Here is a 13830-nt window from a genome sequence, read left to right as displayed (position 1 = left end):
AGCGGATTCGCCTCCGGTACGCCAAGCGGGGGCCACTGCGGTTCACCTCGCACCGAGACTTCGCGCGCGCCTTCGAGCGGGCGCTGCGTCGGGCCGGCGTACCGATGGCGTACTCCCAGGGCTTCACCCCGCACCCGAAGATCTCCTATGCCAGCGCCGCGCCGACCGGCGTGGCGAGCGAGGCCGAGTACCTGGAGATCGGGTTGCGGGAGTCGGTCGACCCGGCGGCGTTGCGGGCTGCGCTGGACGCGGCCCTCTCGCCCGGACTCGACGTGCTGGATGCGGTGGTGGCGACCGGCGGCAGCCTGGTCGACCGGATCGAGGCGGCGCACTGGCGGATCGAGTTGCCGGAGGTGGACCCGGATGTGCTGCGCGCGGCGGTGGCCGCCTTCACCGCTGCGGACGAGGTCTTCGTCGAGCGGATGACCAAGCAGGGCCGGCGGACCTTCGACGCTCGGGCGGCTGTCATCGATGTCAATGTGATCATGCCGGATGAGACACCTTCCGAGGCCGTGACAGTACCGTGTGCGATACTCGAGCTGGTCGTGCGGCAGGTCACTCCCGCTGTTCGACCCGATGACGTCCTTTCCGGCCTCCGCGTGGTGGCCGACCTGGAGCCGCCGGTGTCGCCGCGGGTGACCCGGCTGGCTCAGGGCACGCTGACCACGCAGGGTGCGATCGCGGATCCGTTGGACGCGGGCCGCGACGGGGCAGTTATCGGTGGACGCTGACCGACGGTCGGTGTCTGGCTAGGCAGACTTCGCCGGTCGCGTCGATCGCGACTGGCGGAAACACCTTTTGCGGCGACCCTGCGTGGCAGCGCTCACCCGCGCCCGGGGTAGCCAGAACTGGAGACGTCCATGCTCGAGAACGAGCCCGAGGGCGGCGAACGCACCGGCTTCCACCCGGATGGCGAGACCGCCGAACACCGTGTTGGCGACAGTGTCGCCGCCGCGAGCACCACGTCGGAGAAGGGCGACCGGGCTGCCCGGGAACCCGCCGGGGACAACCCGGAGTCGGTCGGCCCAACGACGAGCGAGGCGGTGGGTACCGGCGCTGCCGAGCCGGCGACTCGGGCCCGCAAGCGGGTCAGCCGGAAGCGGGTGACCCCGGTCAACCGGCCGGAACAGAGTGAGGCGCCGATCGAGGCGGGTAGCGCCGCCGTGCCGGGGGCGGGCGAGGCGCCCCAGGCCGAGGTGCTTGCCCCGATCGCGGGCGACGGCGAGCCGCCGACGAAGGCGACGCGTCGTCGGCGGAAGGCTACGACGGCCAAGGCGCCGGCGGAGCCGGTGCCGGCCTCCGGCGAGCAGGAGGAGGCGGCGGCGGGCACCGCGCGGCCGGTGAAGGCGACGCGGACCCGCCGCAAGAAGGCCGCCCCCGCGCCGGTCGAGCCCACCTCCACGCCGGCTGACTCGGCTGCTCCGGCCGAGGACGCTGCTCCGGTTGACCCGATTGCTCCGGTCGAGCCGACTGGCGCTCCGGTAGACCCGATTGCTCCGGTCGAGCCGACTGGCGCTCCGGTTGAGCCAGCGGCGCCCGAACCGGTTGCCGCGCCTGAGGAGGAGCAGACCGAGTCAACTCCACCCGGCGGTGCCGCGGTGGGGGAGGTGCCGCCCGGGGTGGCGGTAGCCGACCCGGTCGAGTCGGAGCGCCCGGCCCGTGGTCGACGCGCCCGGCTCTCCGCCCCAACAGTGCTGTTCATGGCTCCGTTGCCCGAGGAGCCGGCGCCGGCCCGGGCCGCCGAGGCGCCGGCCGCCACCGAACCGGCCGCGGAGGAGCCGGTCGAGACGTCGCGGCGCCGCCGGCGGGGCCGCCGCAGCGGCGAGTCGACCGCGGAGGCCGAGGCCGTCGAGGCCGTCGAGCCCGGGGAGGACCGGAAGACCGAGGAGGTCGAGGCGGCTGGGGAGACGGCCGGGGAGATCCCCGAGGGCGAGGACGAGGACGACATCCTCAATGGCCGGCGCCGCCGTCGGCGGGGTCGTCGCGGGCGTGGTCGGGGCAAGGGGGGCGCCGACGAGGTCGAGGAGCAGGAGGCCGAGGAGGCCGCTGTTCAGACCGAGGCGGTGGAGCAGGAGGCCGAGGAGGACGACGAGGCCGAGGCCGGAGGCGGCGACGGACTGACCCGCCGCCGCCGTCGTCGGCGCCGGCGTGGCGCCGGAGACGTGGAGGCCGCCGCAGAGGACGGGGTGCCCACGGTCGTCAAGATCCGGGAGCCGCGTCGCACCGTTGACGAGGTACAGGGCGTCTCCGGCTCGACCCGGCTGGAGGCCAAGCGCCAGCGCCGCCGGGACGGCCGCGAGCAGCGTCGGACCCGGCCGCCGATCCTCAGCGAGGCAGAGTTCCTGGCCCGCCGGGAGGCGGTGGACCGGGTGATGGCGGTCCGGCAGCGGGGCGACCGGACGCAGATCGCCGTACTGGAGGACGGGGTGCTGGTCGAGCACTACGTCACCCGTAACTCGTCGGTCACCATGGCCGGCAATGTCTATCTGGGCAAGGTGCAGAACGTCCTGCCCAGCATGGAGGCGGCGTTCGTCGACATTGGGCGTGGCCGCAACGCCGTGCTGTACGCGGGTGAGGTCAACTGGGACGCCACCGGGCTGGAAGGGCGGGCCCGCTCGATCGAGCAGGCCCTCAAGTCCGGTGATTCGGTCCTGGTGCAGGTCACCAAGGATCCGATCGGACACAAGGGCGCGCGGCTGACCAGCCATGTGGCGCTCTCCGGCCGGCACCTCGTCTACGTGCCGGGCGGCAACGCCTCCGGGATCAGCCGCAAGCTGCCGGACAACGAACGCAAGCGCCTGCGGGACGCGCTGAAGAAGCTGGTTCCGGAGGGAGCGGGCGTGATCGTCCGTACCGCCGCCGAGGGGGCCACCGAGGACGAGCTGGCGCGGGATGTCAAGCGGTTGCAGGCGCAGTGGGAGGACATCCAGGCGAAGGCGGGCCGAGGCGGTGCGCCGGTACTGCTCTACGAGGAGCCAGATCTGGTCATCCGGGTTGTCCGGGACCTCTTCAACGAGGACTTCCGGGAGCTGGTGATTGAGGGTGAGAGCGCGTACGCCCTGGTTGAGTCGTACCTGTCGCACGTCTCGCCGGACCTGGTCGCCCGGCTGCGCCGGCATGTCGGCACCGTGGACGTCTTCACCGAGTACCGGATCGACGAGCAGATTTTGAAGGGTCTGGACCGCAAGGTCTTCCTCCCCTCCGGTGGGCACCTGGTGATCGACCGTACTGAGGCGATGACCGTGGTGGACGTGAACACCGGTAAGTACACCGGTGCCGGCGGGAACCTGGAGGAGACGGTTACCCGGAACAACCTGGAAGCCGCCGAGGAGATCGTCCGGCAGCTGCGGCTGCGGGACATCGGTGGCATCGTGGTCATCGACTTCATCGACATGGTCCTGGAGTCGAACCGGGAGTTGGTGCTGCGTCGGTTGACCGAGTGCCTGGGGCGGGACCGCACCAAGCATCAGGTGACGGAGATCACCTCGCTTGGTCTGGTGCAGATGACCCGGAAGCGGATCGGTGCCGGCCTGCTGGAGGCGTTCAGCGAGACCTGTGAGTGCTGCAAGGGTCGTGGGTTGATCCTGCACACCGAGCCGGTGCCGGAGAAGCCACGTGCGGGCGGCAGCCCAGAGAAGGTCAAGGCGGTGGCGCCGGCCGAGTCGGGCGGGTCGTCCCGCCGGCGGGCGCGGAAGGGGACTTCCGCCGTCGAGCGGACCGTGGCCGAGAGCGAGGAGGCGCGGGGTGCCGGTACCACCACCCCGGAGGCCGCCGCCACGACGTCCGGTGCTGACTATTACGACACGATGGGCTATGACCTGTCCCGATATGAGGTGGAAACACCGGCTGCCCCGAGCGCGGTAGCGAGCCAGAGCGGCGACATGGCGCGGCTCGCGGCGCCCGACGACCCGGACGCGGTGGGCGGCGAGGACGGCGAGGAGCCCGAAACCGCGGCCCGGCGGCGCTCCCGCCGGGGCGGTGCGCGACGCCGTACCCGCCCCTGAGGGCGCGCCGTACCCGCCCCTGACGGCTTTGCCGCGCCGACCGGAAACCGCCCCGCGGGTCCGGTCGGCGCACCCTCATGCCGGGTAGGGTTGGGCGTTTCGGCCGGCCGGTTTGGGGGAGCTCCGGACCATGGCGTACGCTTGCCGGCGGCGCACTTTGGTGTGCCGACCTCCCGCGTGCCCGCGCCGCCGTGCCTTGTGTCATCCGGCGAGCCGCCGTGGGAACGACCGCCAGCAGCCTCAACGACAGGGAGTCCGCCTCCGATGTACGCGATCGTCAAGACCGGCGGCAAGCAGTACAAGGTCGCCGAGGGCGACGTGATCGAGGTCGAGAAGCTCGCCGGTGCCCCCGGTGACGCGGTGCAGCTTGCCGCGGTGCTCCTCGTCGACGGTGACGACCTGGTGACCGACGCGGCGAAGCTTGCCACGGTCGAGGTGTCCGGTGAGATCGCCGCGCACACCAAGGGCCCGAAGATCCGGATCCACAAGTTCAAGAACAAGACCGGCTACCACAAGCGCCAGGGTCACCGTCAGCCGTTGACCCAGGTAAAGGTGACCGGCATCTCCAGCGGGAAGTAGGTCGTCCTCCAATGGCTCACAAAAAGGGTGCGTCCAGCTCGCGTAACGGTCGTGAGTCTGCGGCCCAGCGGCTCGGCGTGAAGCGCTTCGGTGGTCAGCTCGTTAGCGCGGGCGAGATCATCATCCGCCAGCGTGGCACCAAGTTCCACCCGGGTGACCTGGTCGGCCGGGGCGGGGACGACACGCTCTTCGCGCTGGCCACCGGCTCGGTTCAGTTCGGTACCAAGCGCGGTCGCAAGACCGTCAGCATCGTTCCGCAGCAGTAGGCTCCGGCGAAGCGGGCCGCGGACCTGGTGTCCCGGCCCGCTTCGGCTTTTCTTTTGCTCCGTACGACCCCCGCTGGAAGGATTGGTGGCGTGACGACGTTCGTTGACCGGGTCGTCCTACACCTGCAAGCCGGCGACGGCGGGCACGGCTGTGTCTCGGTCCACCGGGAGAAGTTCAAGCCCTTCGGCGGCCCGGACGGGGGCAACGGCGGGCACGGCGGCAGCGTCTCACTGGTGGTTGATCCGCAGGTGCACACGCTGCTCGACTTCCACTTCCGCCCGCACGTCAAGGCCGCCAACGGTCGGGGCGGGGCCGGCTCGAACCGGGACGGCGCGAACGGTGCCGACCTGGTCCTCAAGGTTCCCAACGGCACTGTCGTGCAGACCACCGACGGTACGGTCCTCGCCGACCTGGTGGGTGCCGGGACGACCTTCGAGGCTGCCCGGGGCGGGCGCGGTGGCCGGGGTAACGCCTCGCTGGCCAACGCCCGCCGCAAGGCGCCGGGCTTCGCCGAGCTGGGCGAGCCCGGCGACCAGATGGACATGGTGCTGGAGCTGAAGAGCGTCGCCGACATCGGCCTGGTCGGCTATCCGTCCGCGGGCAAGTCATCGCTGATCTCGGTGATGTCGGCCGCGAAGCCGAAGATCGCCGACTACCCGTTCACCACCCTGGTACCGAACCTCGGCGTGGTCCGGGCGGACAACCACACCTTCACCGTCGCGGACGTACCCGGCCTGATTCCGGGCGCGGCCACCGGCAAGGGGCTCGGCCTGGAGTTCCTGCGGCACATCGAGCGCTGTGCGGTGCTCGTGCACGTCGTCGACACCGCGGCCCTGGAGACGGAGCGCGACCCGGTGGCCGACATCGACGCCCTCGAGGCGGAGCTGGCCGCGTACGGTGGGCTGGCTGATCGGCCGCGCCTGGTCGCGCTCAACAAGGTCGACGTGCCGGACGGGCGGGACCTGGCCGAGATCGTCCGGCCGGAGCTGGAGGCCCGCGGCTTCCGCGTCTTCGAGGTCTCGGCGGCCACCCGGGCCGGGCTCAAGGACCTGATGTACGCCATGGGTGAACTGGTGACGGCGGCGCGTGCGGCCGCACCGCCGGCGGAGCCCGCCCGGATCGTGATCCGGCCCAAGGCGGTCGACGACGCGGGCTTCTCCGTGGAGGCTGCGCCGGGCGGTGCCTGGGTGGTGCGGGGCACCCGCCCGGAACGGTGGGTCCGGCAGACGAACTTCGATAACGAGGAGGCGGTCGGCTACCTGGCTGACCGACTGGCCCGGCTCGGCGTCGAGGAGAAGCTCGGCAAGGCCGGTGCGCAGGCGGGCGACCTGGTCCGCATCGGCGAACGTGAGTTCGACTGGCAGCCGACGCTGTACACCGAGTTTGTCCCCGGCATACGCGGTGGTGACCAGCGGATGGCGGAGCAGTCGGAGCGGCCGTCGGCCGCCGAGCGGCTGGCGGCCCGCAAGGCCCGGCGGCAGCGCCCGGAGGACGAGGCCGAATCCGGCGAGCCGGTCGGCGACGACGCGGAGTGACCGACCGTACCGGCTGTTCAGGGCCGGTCCAGGGGAGTGTCGAGCCGGCCCCCGGTGCCTTTCTGGTTGGACAGGAGCAGGCCGAGCACGAGCATCGCGAAGCCGAGCCCGAGGTGTAGAAAGTTGTCGGCGTCGTTCACCGGGATCACGTTCGCCGAGCTGGACCGGTCGATCATGAGTCCATAGATCCACAGGGCGAGGGTGAGCGCACCACCCACGGTGAGGAAGACCCGTGCCCCGCCTACCCGGCGGGCCAGCAGCAGGCCGGCGAGGCCGGAGCCCAAAAGCAGGATGTTGTGCAGGAAAGAAACCTGGAACAGGCCAAACAGCTGTGCTTCGGAGTCTGGCCCGGCGAACCGCAGCTCGGCATAGTCGGTGGTGATCCCGGGCACGAACCCGAGCACTCCCAGTAGGAGGAGAATTACCGCCACCGCGAGGGCCGCGACCTGGAGCCCGGTCCGCGACCGCGCTCGTGGCTGCTCTGCCATGCCTGCACCTCCGTCGATCCGCGGCCCATGGCGCCGTGGCGCGGGCTCGCCCCCGACCCGACAGTCCATCATTGTCCGGTCCCACCAGCGGACTCCGCAGCCAAACGGTGGATCACACCGGTGGCCGGCCGGAACCCGGGGGTGCGGGCGAAGGGGGCGGACGCACCGCCTCGACCCGGACCGTCGATCCAGGTCGAGGCGGTCCAGCTGATCAGTCCAGGTCGAACTCGCCGTCCTGGGCGCCAGCGACGAAGGCGTCCCACTCGGCCTGGGTGAACACGAGTACCGGCCCGTCCGGCTCGGCGGAGTTCCGCATGCCGATCAGGTCGTCGACGAACGCGACCTCGACGGCGGCCTCGGAGGTGTCGCCCTCGGCTCGCTGCCAGACGGCCCGCGAGACATCGAAGTCGCCTTTGGGGTGCGTCGTCATGGTGCAGTCCTCCAGTGCCGTGGGTTGGGGGCAAATTTGTATTGTTCCATCGGGCAGGATAAGCGGATGCCGAGCCTTACCCGCGTAGAGGCGACCGCGCGCGCCGCTGTGATTTCCATCGAGTCCTATCAGGTGGACCTCGACGTGACCGGCGAGGAAGGGTTTCGTTCGCAGGTCACCATCCGGTTTAGGGCGACCCCCGGATCCCGGACGTTCGTCGAGTGCCAGCCGCAGCGGCTGCGCTCGGTCCGGATCAACGACACCGACCTTGACCCCGCCCTGCTGGTCGACAACCGGCTGCCGCTGACCGGCCTCGCCGAGCGGAACACGCTGACGGTCGAGGCGGAGATGGCGTACACCAACACCGCTGAGGGGATGCACCGCTTTGTCGACCCGGCCGACGGGGAGACCTACCTGTACGCCATGTCCTTCCTCGACCATGCCCAGCGCATCTTCGCCGCCTTCGACCAACCCGACCTCAAGGCCCCGGTCACCCTCTCGGTGACCGCCCCCGAGCACTGGACCGTCGCCGCGAACGGCGCACTGGCTGCCTCGCCGCGTCCAGGGCGGTGGGAGTTCGCCCCGACCGAACCGCTGGCCACGTACATGGTCTCGTTGATCGCCGGGCCCTGGTACGTCCACCGGGACGAGCATGACGGCATTCCGCTCGGCGTCTGGTGTCGTCGGTCGCTCGCGACGCACCTGGACGCGGAGGTCGACGAGATCCTCACGGTCACGAAGCAGTGTCTGGACCGGTATCACCAGCTCTTCGCGCAGCGGTACCCGTTCGGCAAGTACGACCAGGTGTTCGTACCGGAGTTCAATGCCGGGGCGATGGAGAATCCAGGGCTGGTGACCATCCGGGATGACTATGTCTTCCGGTCCGCGGTCACCGAGAGCGAGCGCGAGTGGCGGGCCAGCACCATCGCGCACGAGATGGCGCACATGTGGTTCGGGGACCTGGTCACCATGCGGTGGTGGGACGACCTGTGGTTGAACGAGTCGTTCGCCGAGTACCTGGCCATTCGCGTGACCGCGGAGGCCACCCGCTTCGATCGCGGTTGGACGAGCTTCGCGATGCGGCGCAAGATCTGGGGGTACGCGGCCGACCAGCGTCCGTCGACCCACCCGGTCGCCCCGGCGGAGGTGACCGACGCCGCCCAGGCCATGCTCAACTTCGACGGCATCTCGTACGCGAAGGGCGCCGCGGTGCTGCGCCAGCTCGTGGCCTGGCTCGGCGACGACGACTTCCTGGCCGGGCTCAACGCGTACTTCGCCGAGCACCAGTTCGGCAACGCGACCCTGGCGGACCTGCTGGCCAGCCTGACCGCGGCCAGCGGGCGTGATCTGACCGGCTGGGCCCGGTCCTGGCTGCGTACCGCGCAGGTCAACACGCTGCGGGCGGAGGTATCGCTCGATGCCGATGGCCGATACACCGAGGTGACCCTGGTGCAGAGCGGGCCGGAGTCCCACCCGGTGCTGCGCCCGCACCGGGTCGGCGTCGCCCGGTACGCCGCTGACGGCACCGTGCAGCACCGTCTGGTGGATCTTGAACCTTCCGTCGACGGCGGTCGCACGGTGCTCACGGACCTGGCCGGGCAGGTGGGCGCCCAGCTGCTGCTGCCGAACGCCGGCGACCTGACCTACGCCAAGATCCGACTGGATCCGGCCTCGGCGGACGCGGTACCGCTGTTGTTGCCCCGCCTGACCGACTCGCTCGCGCGGGCGCTGCTCTGGGGAGCTGAGCTGGACGCCGTCACCGATGGGGAGCGGCCGGTGATGGACTTGGTGCAGCTGATCACCGCCGCACTGCCGGCCGAGACCGAGGTGGTGATCGTCGAGGATGTGGTCGCGATCAGCCAATCGCTGATCAACCGCTACCTCACCCCCCGCGACCGCGAGGCGGCCCTGGCCCAGGTCGCCGTCGCCACCGGGCAGCTGCTCGACACCGCGCCGACCGGTGGTTCGCTTCAGCTCGCCGCGGCCCGAGGATGGGTCGCCGCGACCGACGACGTGGACCGACTGACCGGTTGGCTGGCCGGCCAGGGCAGGCCACCGGGGCTCGCGATCGACGCGGAGCTGCGGTGGGCGGTGCTGGGGCGGCTGGTGGCGCTGGGTGGGGCCGGTGTGGCGGAGATCGCCGCCGAGGCGGCAGCCGACCCGAGCGCCACCGGGGCCGAGCGGGCCGCCCGCTGTCGCGCGGCCCTGCCCGACCCGGCTGCCAAAGAGGCTGCCTGGGAGATCATCGTGGCGGACACAGAGTGCTCCAACCGCCTGGTTGAGGCTACCGCGAAGGGCTTCTGGCAGCCGGAGCAGGCGACGCTGACCGCCCCGTACGTGGGGCGGTACCTTGCCGACATGCCGGTCGCCTCGCGGTTGCGTACCCCGTGGGTGGCTGGGCGGATCGCGGAGCGGGCGTTTCCGCGCTACGCGGTCGCGCAGAGCACCCGGGAGGGCGTCGCGGAGCTGCTCACCCGGGGGGATCTCACCCGGGGCCTTCGTCGGACACTGATCGACGCGGACGACGACATGCGCCGGGCGCTGGTCGCCCGGACCGCCGTCGCGGCGGTGGGCGCCTGAGGAGCGTGGGCCCGGCCGGTGGGGAAGCCGGGGTGGTGCCGGCGCTGGCGGTGTGCTCGGCTTAAGATCGCGGAGTGGAGGAAGACATCCGGCGGGTCGGGATCATGGGCGGCACGTTTGACCCGATCCACCACGGGCACCTGGTCGCAGCGAGCGAGGTGGCCGACCGGTTCGGGCTGGACGAGGTGATCTTCGTCCCCACCGGGCAGCCGTGGCAGAAGGAGGACGAGCCGGTCAGCCCGGCGGAGGACCGATACCTGATGACGGTCATCGCCACCGCCTCCAACCCTGGCTTCCAGGTCAGTCGGGTCGACATCGACCGTGATGGTCCCACCTACACCATCGACACGCTGCGTGATCTGCGGGCCGTGTACGGCGCCAAGGTGCAGCTCTTCTTCATCACCGGCGCGGACGCCCTGGCGAAGATCCTTTCCTGGAAGGATCTGGACGAGGCCTTCGAGTTGGCGCACTTCATCGGCGTGACCCGGCCCGGCTTCAGGTTGTCCAACGCGCACCTGCCCGCCGACACGGTGAGCCTGGTGCAGGTGCCCGCGATGGCGATCTCCTCCACCGACTGCCGGGTCCGGGTCTCCCACGGCCAGCCGTTGTGGTACCTGGTGCCCGACGGTGTGGTGCAGTACATCGCAAAGCGGCGGCTCTACCAGCAGTGATCCATCCTGTTCTGCGGCCCTTTCCGCCCGAATGCGCCGTAACCGACCGGCCGTGTCGTGCTTTCATGTGAGACGCTTAAGGGGTCGCACGCATGATCGAAGGAGAACGGTGACAGTTTCCGAACGCGCACACGAGCTGGCGACCGCAGCCGCCCAGGCCGCCGCCGACAAGAGGGCGCAGGACATCGTCATCATTGATGTGGGTGATCAGCTCGCCATCACCGACGCGTTCCTGCTCGCCGCCGCCCCAAACGAGCGTCAGGTGCTCGCCATCGTTGACGCAATCGAGGAGCGCCTGCTCCAGCTGCCGGAGAAGGCCAAGCCGGTCCGGCGCGAGGGGGAGCGAGGCGGTCGTTGGGTGCTGCTCGACTACGTGGATATCGTCGTGCACGTCCAGCACACCGAGGAGCGCGAGTTCTACGCGTTGGACCGGCTCTGGAAGGACTGCCCGCAGATTCCCTTCGTTGACCGCGACCTCGCCGCCGCTGAGCCCGGCGCCGCCGAATGACTCGGCTGATCGTCTGGCGGCACGGCAACACCGACTGGAACGCCAGCGGTCGGGTGCAGGGGCAGACCGACATCGGTCTGAACGACCTCGGTCGGGAGCAGGCCCGCACTGCCGCCCAGCTGCTTGCCGGGTTCCACCCCGACGCGATCTTCGCCAGTGACCTGCAGCGGGCAGCGGACACGGCCGCCGCTCTGGCCGCGCTGACCGGGCTGCCGGTCCACACCGACGTACGGCTGCGGGAGCGGCACTTTGGGCCCTGGCAGGGGCTGCGGCTCACCGAGGCGGCCGAACAGTACCCGGAGGAGTACGCCCGCTGGCGAGCTGGTGACCCAGATCCAGGAGCTGGCATCGAGACCTTGGACGACGTCGGTAAGCGGCTGGGCGTCGCGTTCCAGGAGGCCGCCGATACCGTCCCCGGTGGGACGGCGGTGGTCGCCACCCATGCTGGTGCCGCCCGTCAGGGCATCGGTCAGCTACTGGGCTGGGAGCCTGCCGTGCAGCGTACGATCGACTCGCTGAGCAACTGCCACTGGACCGAGCTGTGGCACGACGAACAGCGGGGTTGGCGCCTGCGGGCACACAACATCGGGCCCCGCTATGACGCCGAATCCACTGCTGGCCACTGGTAGCGGCTCCGAAAGCGGCCATCCGGTTTGTGGCCGCTCACTCGGTTTAGGCTTGAAAATCTGGCCTATGCCGGTTTGGGGTGTGGTCGGGGTCACGGTGGTGGTGGAATCTCGGCGGGCGTGGGGGCGTTACACCCTGCGTACGGCCGTGGAGGTGGCCCGCTCGGGCGGGTGACACCGGGTGCGGGTCGCCGGGAATGCTGGTGGCCGGTCGGTCGTTACATCTGGACCCGGCGCCGAGCGTGTGCCCCCTGTGCGGCCCGCGGTCGCCGACCCCCTCTTCTTTCTTTTCTTTGAGCGCCGGACGGTGCTTGCACCCCCTCTTTGCCGCCTGATCCCCCTTTTTCGGGCGTGTGGGGTGTCGACCCCCGAATGGAGCAACCCCCATGAACACGATTCTGCGTCGTAGTGTCCTTGGTATCGCTGGTCTGGCCCTGTCCACCGGTGTCGTCGCCGGCCCCCTGGCCACCCTGACCGACACCACCCCCGCAGCGGCGGCTGCGGTGCGGGCCGACAAGCCGGACATGGACACGCTGATCCCGCACGGCACCCAGGGTGAGCAGTCGCGCATCGACCTGGGCGACGAGCAGACCGGCAACGTGAAGGCCATCATCGAGGCCACCAAGAAGGCCGGCATGGACGAGCGCGCCGCCGTCGTGGCCATCGGCACCAGCTTGCAGGAGTCGAAGCTGGAGAACCTGGGACACCTGGGTGAGCGGAACGACCACGACTCGCAGGGCCTGTTCCAGCAGCGCCCCTCCTCCGGTTGGGGCAGCGTGGAGCAGATCACCGACCCCGAGTACTCCACCACCGCCTTCCTCAAGGGTTTGAAGCAGGTCGAGGGCTGGCAGGAACTGCCCCTGACCGAAGCCGCCCAGAAGGTCCAGGTGTCGGCGTTCCCGTTCCACTACGCCCAGTGGGAAACCCAGGCCGCCGACCTCGTCGCCGAGCACTGGACCAGCTGACCCCACCGCACACCACAAACCCCCCACCCGCAGACCTGAGCCACACAAGGGGGAAAGAAACTGTTGGCCGGCACCCGAAACCGGGTGCCGGCCAACAGCGCCTTCGGCGGTTTCTGACCTGATTCTGCCTCTGCGGCGCCGGTCAGCATCGGTTAGCGTTCCGGCATGCCCATTGCGGTTGTCACCGACTCCACCGCCTACCTTCCCGCTGGGCTGCTGGCCAGTAACCAGCTGACGGTGGTGCCCCTGACCGTCATCCTCAACGGCGTGGAAGGGCGCGAGGGGGTGGAGACCTTTCCCGCTGACGCTACCCAGGCATTGAGCGGACGGCGGGTGTCAGTCAGTACCTCCCGGCCGGCCCCAGCGCAGTTTGTGCGCACGTACCGCCGGATTCTCGACGGCGGCGCCGACGGCATCGTCTCGGTGCACCTGTCCGCGGGGCTTTCCGGCACGGTTGAGTCCGCGCGCCTAGCCGCCGTGGAGTTCGGTGACCGGGTGGCGGTGGTGGACAGCCGCTCCTGCGGCATGGGCATCGGATTCCCCGCGGTTGCCGCAGCCGAAGCCGCGGCAACCGGCGCCGACCTGGCCGCGGTTCACGCTGCCGCCCAGCAGGCCGCAGCGCGGACCACCATCTACTTTTACGTCGACACGCTGGAGTTCCTCCGTCGGGGCGGGCGGATCAACGCCGCCTCGGCGCTGCTCGGCACCGCTCTCTCGGTAAAGCCGATCATGCACATGCGGGACGGCGTGATCGTTCTCCGGGACCGGGTACGTACCGCCAGCCGGGGCATCGCCCGGCTGGTGGACCTCGCTGTCGAGGCCGCCGGGGATGCCGACGTTGACCTGGCTCTGCATCACCTCGCCGCGCCGCAACGCGTCGAGGCACTCCAGGTGGCGTTGGCGGCGCGGTTCGGTGACCGCCTGCGGAGCACGTACGTCTCCGAGGCCGGTGCGGTGGTCGCGGCGCATGCGGGGCCCGGCCTGGCCGGCGTGGTCGTGCACCGCCGTCCGCCTACCGACGGCTGATCCGGCACGCTGCCGTTCCGGCTGGTACCGGGCGCATCACGCCCGGCCGCTGCTGCCCGCTCCGGCGGAACGGCTGTTGGAGGCGCGATCGCTAGCACACCAAGGACCATGGTCAGGGGGCTGTCCACAGGCGCGCTCTCATCCACAGCGA

General features: G+C 70.5%; 13 protein-coding genes. 11 read left to right on the top strand and 2 right to left on the bottom strand.

Annotated features, from left to right (window positions below):
* Positions 1–5: 5 nt before the first annotated feature.
* The 5 genes from SALPAC2_RS0110580 to obgE all read left to right on the top strand — a co-directional run bounded on the left by SALPAC2_RS0110580 (position 6) and on the right by obgE (position 6385).
* Entirely contained in the window at positions 6–731 is a 726-nt protein-coding gene (locus SALPAC2_RS0110580) for a TIGR03936 family radical SAM-associated protein (protein ID WP_080636906.1), read from the top strand.
* Between the two features lie 129 nt (positions 732–860).
* Entirely contained in the window at positions 861–4004 is a 3144-nt protein-coding gene (locus tag SALPAC2_RS0110575; RefSeq protein ID WP_018216631.1) for an Rne/Rng family ribonuclease, read from the top strand.
* A gap of 264 nt (positions 4005–4268) precedes the next feature.
* Positions 4269–4583 (top strand): 50S ribosomal protein L21, encoded by a 315-nt coding sequence (gene rplU, locus SALPAC2_RS0110570; protein ID WP_018216630.1) that lies wholly within the window; start codon positions 4269–4271, stop codon positions 4581–4583.
* 11 nt (positions 4584–4594) lie between these two features.
* Positions 4595–4849 (top strand): 50S ribosomal protein L27, encoded by a 255-nt coding sequence (gene rpmA, locus SALPAC2_RS0110565; protein WP_018216629.1) that lies wholly within the window; start codon positions 4595–4597, stop codon positions 4847–4849.
* A gap of 90 nt (positions 4850–4939) precedes the next feature.
* Entirely contained in the window at positions 4940–6385 is a 1446-nt protein-coding gene (obgE, locus tag SALPAC2_RS0110560) for a GTPase ObgE (protein ID WP_018216628.1), read from the top strand.
* A 17-nt stretch (positions 6386–6402) separates the two neighbouring features.
* Here the strand turns inward: obgE and SALPAC2_RS0110555 are convergent, their stop codons facing one another.
* A complete protein-coding gene (locus SALPAC2_RS0110555) occupies positions 6403–6873 on the bottom strand; it encodes a DUF4383 domain-containing protein (RefSeq protein ID WP_018216627.1) in 471 nt (156 codons plus the stop codon).
* Positions 6874–7084: 211 nt separating this feature from the next.
* Complete coding sequence (locus tag SALPAC2_RS0110550) at positions 7085–7303, bottom strand: DUF397 domain-containing protein (RefSeq protein ID WP_018216626.1); 219 nt, start codon at positions 7301–7303, stop codon at positions 7085–7087.
* A 66-nt stretch (positions 7304–7369) separates the two neighbouring features.
* Here SALPAC2_RS0110550 and pepN point away from each other — a divergent pair, with 66 nt between their 5' ends.
* The 6 genes from pepN to SALPAC2_RS0110520 all read left to right on the top strand — a co-directional run bounded on the left by pepN (position 7370) and on the right by SALPAC2_RS0110520 (position 13679).
* Positions 7370–9883, top strand: a complete 2514-nt coding sequence (gene pepN / locus SALPAC2_RS0110545; protein WP_018216625.1) for an aminopeptidase N — start codon at positions 7370–7372, stop codon at positions 9881–9883.
* Between the two features lie 74 nt (positions 9884–9957).
* Positions 9958–10554: a nicotinate-nucleotide adenylyltransferase gene (gene nadD / locus SALPAC2_RS0110540; protein ID WP_018216624.1), complete on the top strand. Its 597-nt coding sequence runs from the start codon at positions 9958–9960 to the stop codon at positions 10552–10554.
* 109 nt (positions 10555–10663) lie between these two features.
* Positions 10664–11062 carry a ribosome silencing factor gene (gene rsfS, locus SALPAC2_RS0110535; RefSeq protein WP_018216623.1) on the top strand — a complete coding sequence of 133 codons (399 nt, stop codon included), beginning with the start codon at positions 10664–10666 and terminating at the stop codon, positions 11060–11062.
* Positions 11059–11691: a histidine phosphatase family protein gene (locus SALPAC2_RS0110530; protein WP_018216622.1), complete on the top strand. Its 633-nt coding sequence runs from the start codon at positions 11059–11061 to the stop codon at positions 11689–11691. Before rsfS ends, SALPAC2_RS0110530 begins: the two co-directional genes overlap by 4 nt.
* A gap of 383 nt (positions 11692–12074) precedes the next feature.
* On the top strand, positions 12075–12653 hold the full coding sequence (locus SALPAC2_RS0110525; RefSeq protein ID WP_018216621.1) for a hypothetical protein: 579 nt from the start codon (positions 12075–12077) through the stop codon (positions 12651–12653).
* Positions 12654–12818: 165 nt separating this feature from the next.
* Positions 12819–13679, top strand: a complete 861-nt coding sequence (locus SALPAC2_RS0110520; protein WP_018216620.1) for a DegV family protein — start codon at positions 12819–12821, stop codon at positions 13677–13679.
* Positions 13680–13830: the final 151 nt, after the last annotated feature.

It is taken from the genome of Salinispora vitiensis (assembly GCF_000378825.1).
Taxonomy (GTDB): domain Bacteria; phylum Actinomycetota; class Actinomycetes; order Mycobacteriales; family Micromonosporaceae; genus Micromonospora; species Micromonospora vitiensis.
This window is presented reverse-complemented; position numbering and strand designations above follow the sequence as displayed.

Bases quoted from the DNA above. Each gene is read 5' to 3' on its own strand.
- SALPAC2_RS0110575 (WP_018216631.1), top strand. From the start codon at position 861: ATGCTCGAGAACGAGCCCGAGGGCGGCGAACGCACCGGCTTCCACCCG.
- rplU (WP_018216630.1), top strand. From the start codon at position 4,269: ATGTACGCGATCGTCAAGACCGGCGGCAAGCAGTACAAGGTCGCCGAG.
- rpmA (WP_018216629.1), top strand. From the start codon at position 4,595: ATGGCTCACAAAAAGGGTGCGTCCAGCTCGCGTAACGGTCGTGAGTCT.
- SALPAC2_RS0110555 (WP_018216627.1), bottom strand. From the start codon at position 6,873: ATGGCAGAGCAGCCACGAGCGCGGTCGCGGACCGGGCTCCAGGTCGCG.
- SALPAC2_RS0110550 (WP_018216626.1), bottom strand. From the start codon at position 7,303: ATGACGACGCACCCCAAAGGCGACTTCGATGTCTCGCGGGCCGTCTGG.
- pepN (WP_018216625.1), top strand. From the start codon at position 7,370: ATGCCGAGCCTTACCCGCGTAGAGGCGACCGCGCGCGCCGCTGTGATT.
- SALPAC2_RS0110530 (WP_018216622.1), top strand. From the start codon at position 11,059: ATGACTCGGCTGATCGTCTGGCGGCACGGCAACACCGACTGGAACGCC.
- SALPAC2_RS0110525 (WP_018216621.1), top strand. From the start codon at position 12,075: ATGAACACGATTCTGCGTCGTAGTGTCCTTGGTATCGCTGGTCTGGCC.
- SALPAC2_RS0110520 (WP_018216620.1), top strand. From the start codon at position 12,819: ATGCCCATTGCGGTTGTCACCGACTCCACCGCCTACCTTCCCGCTGGG.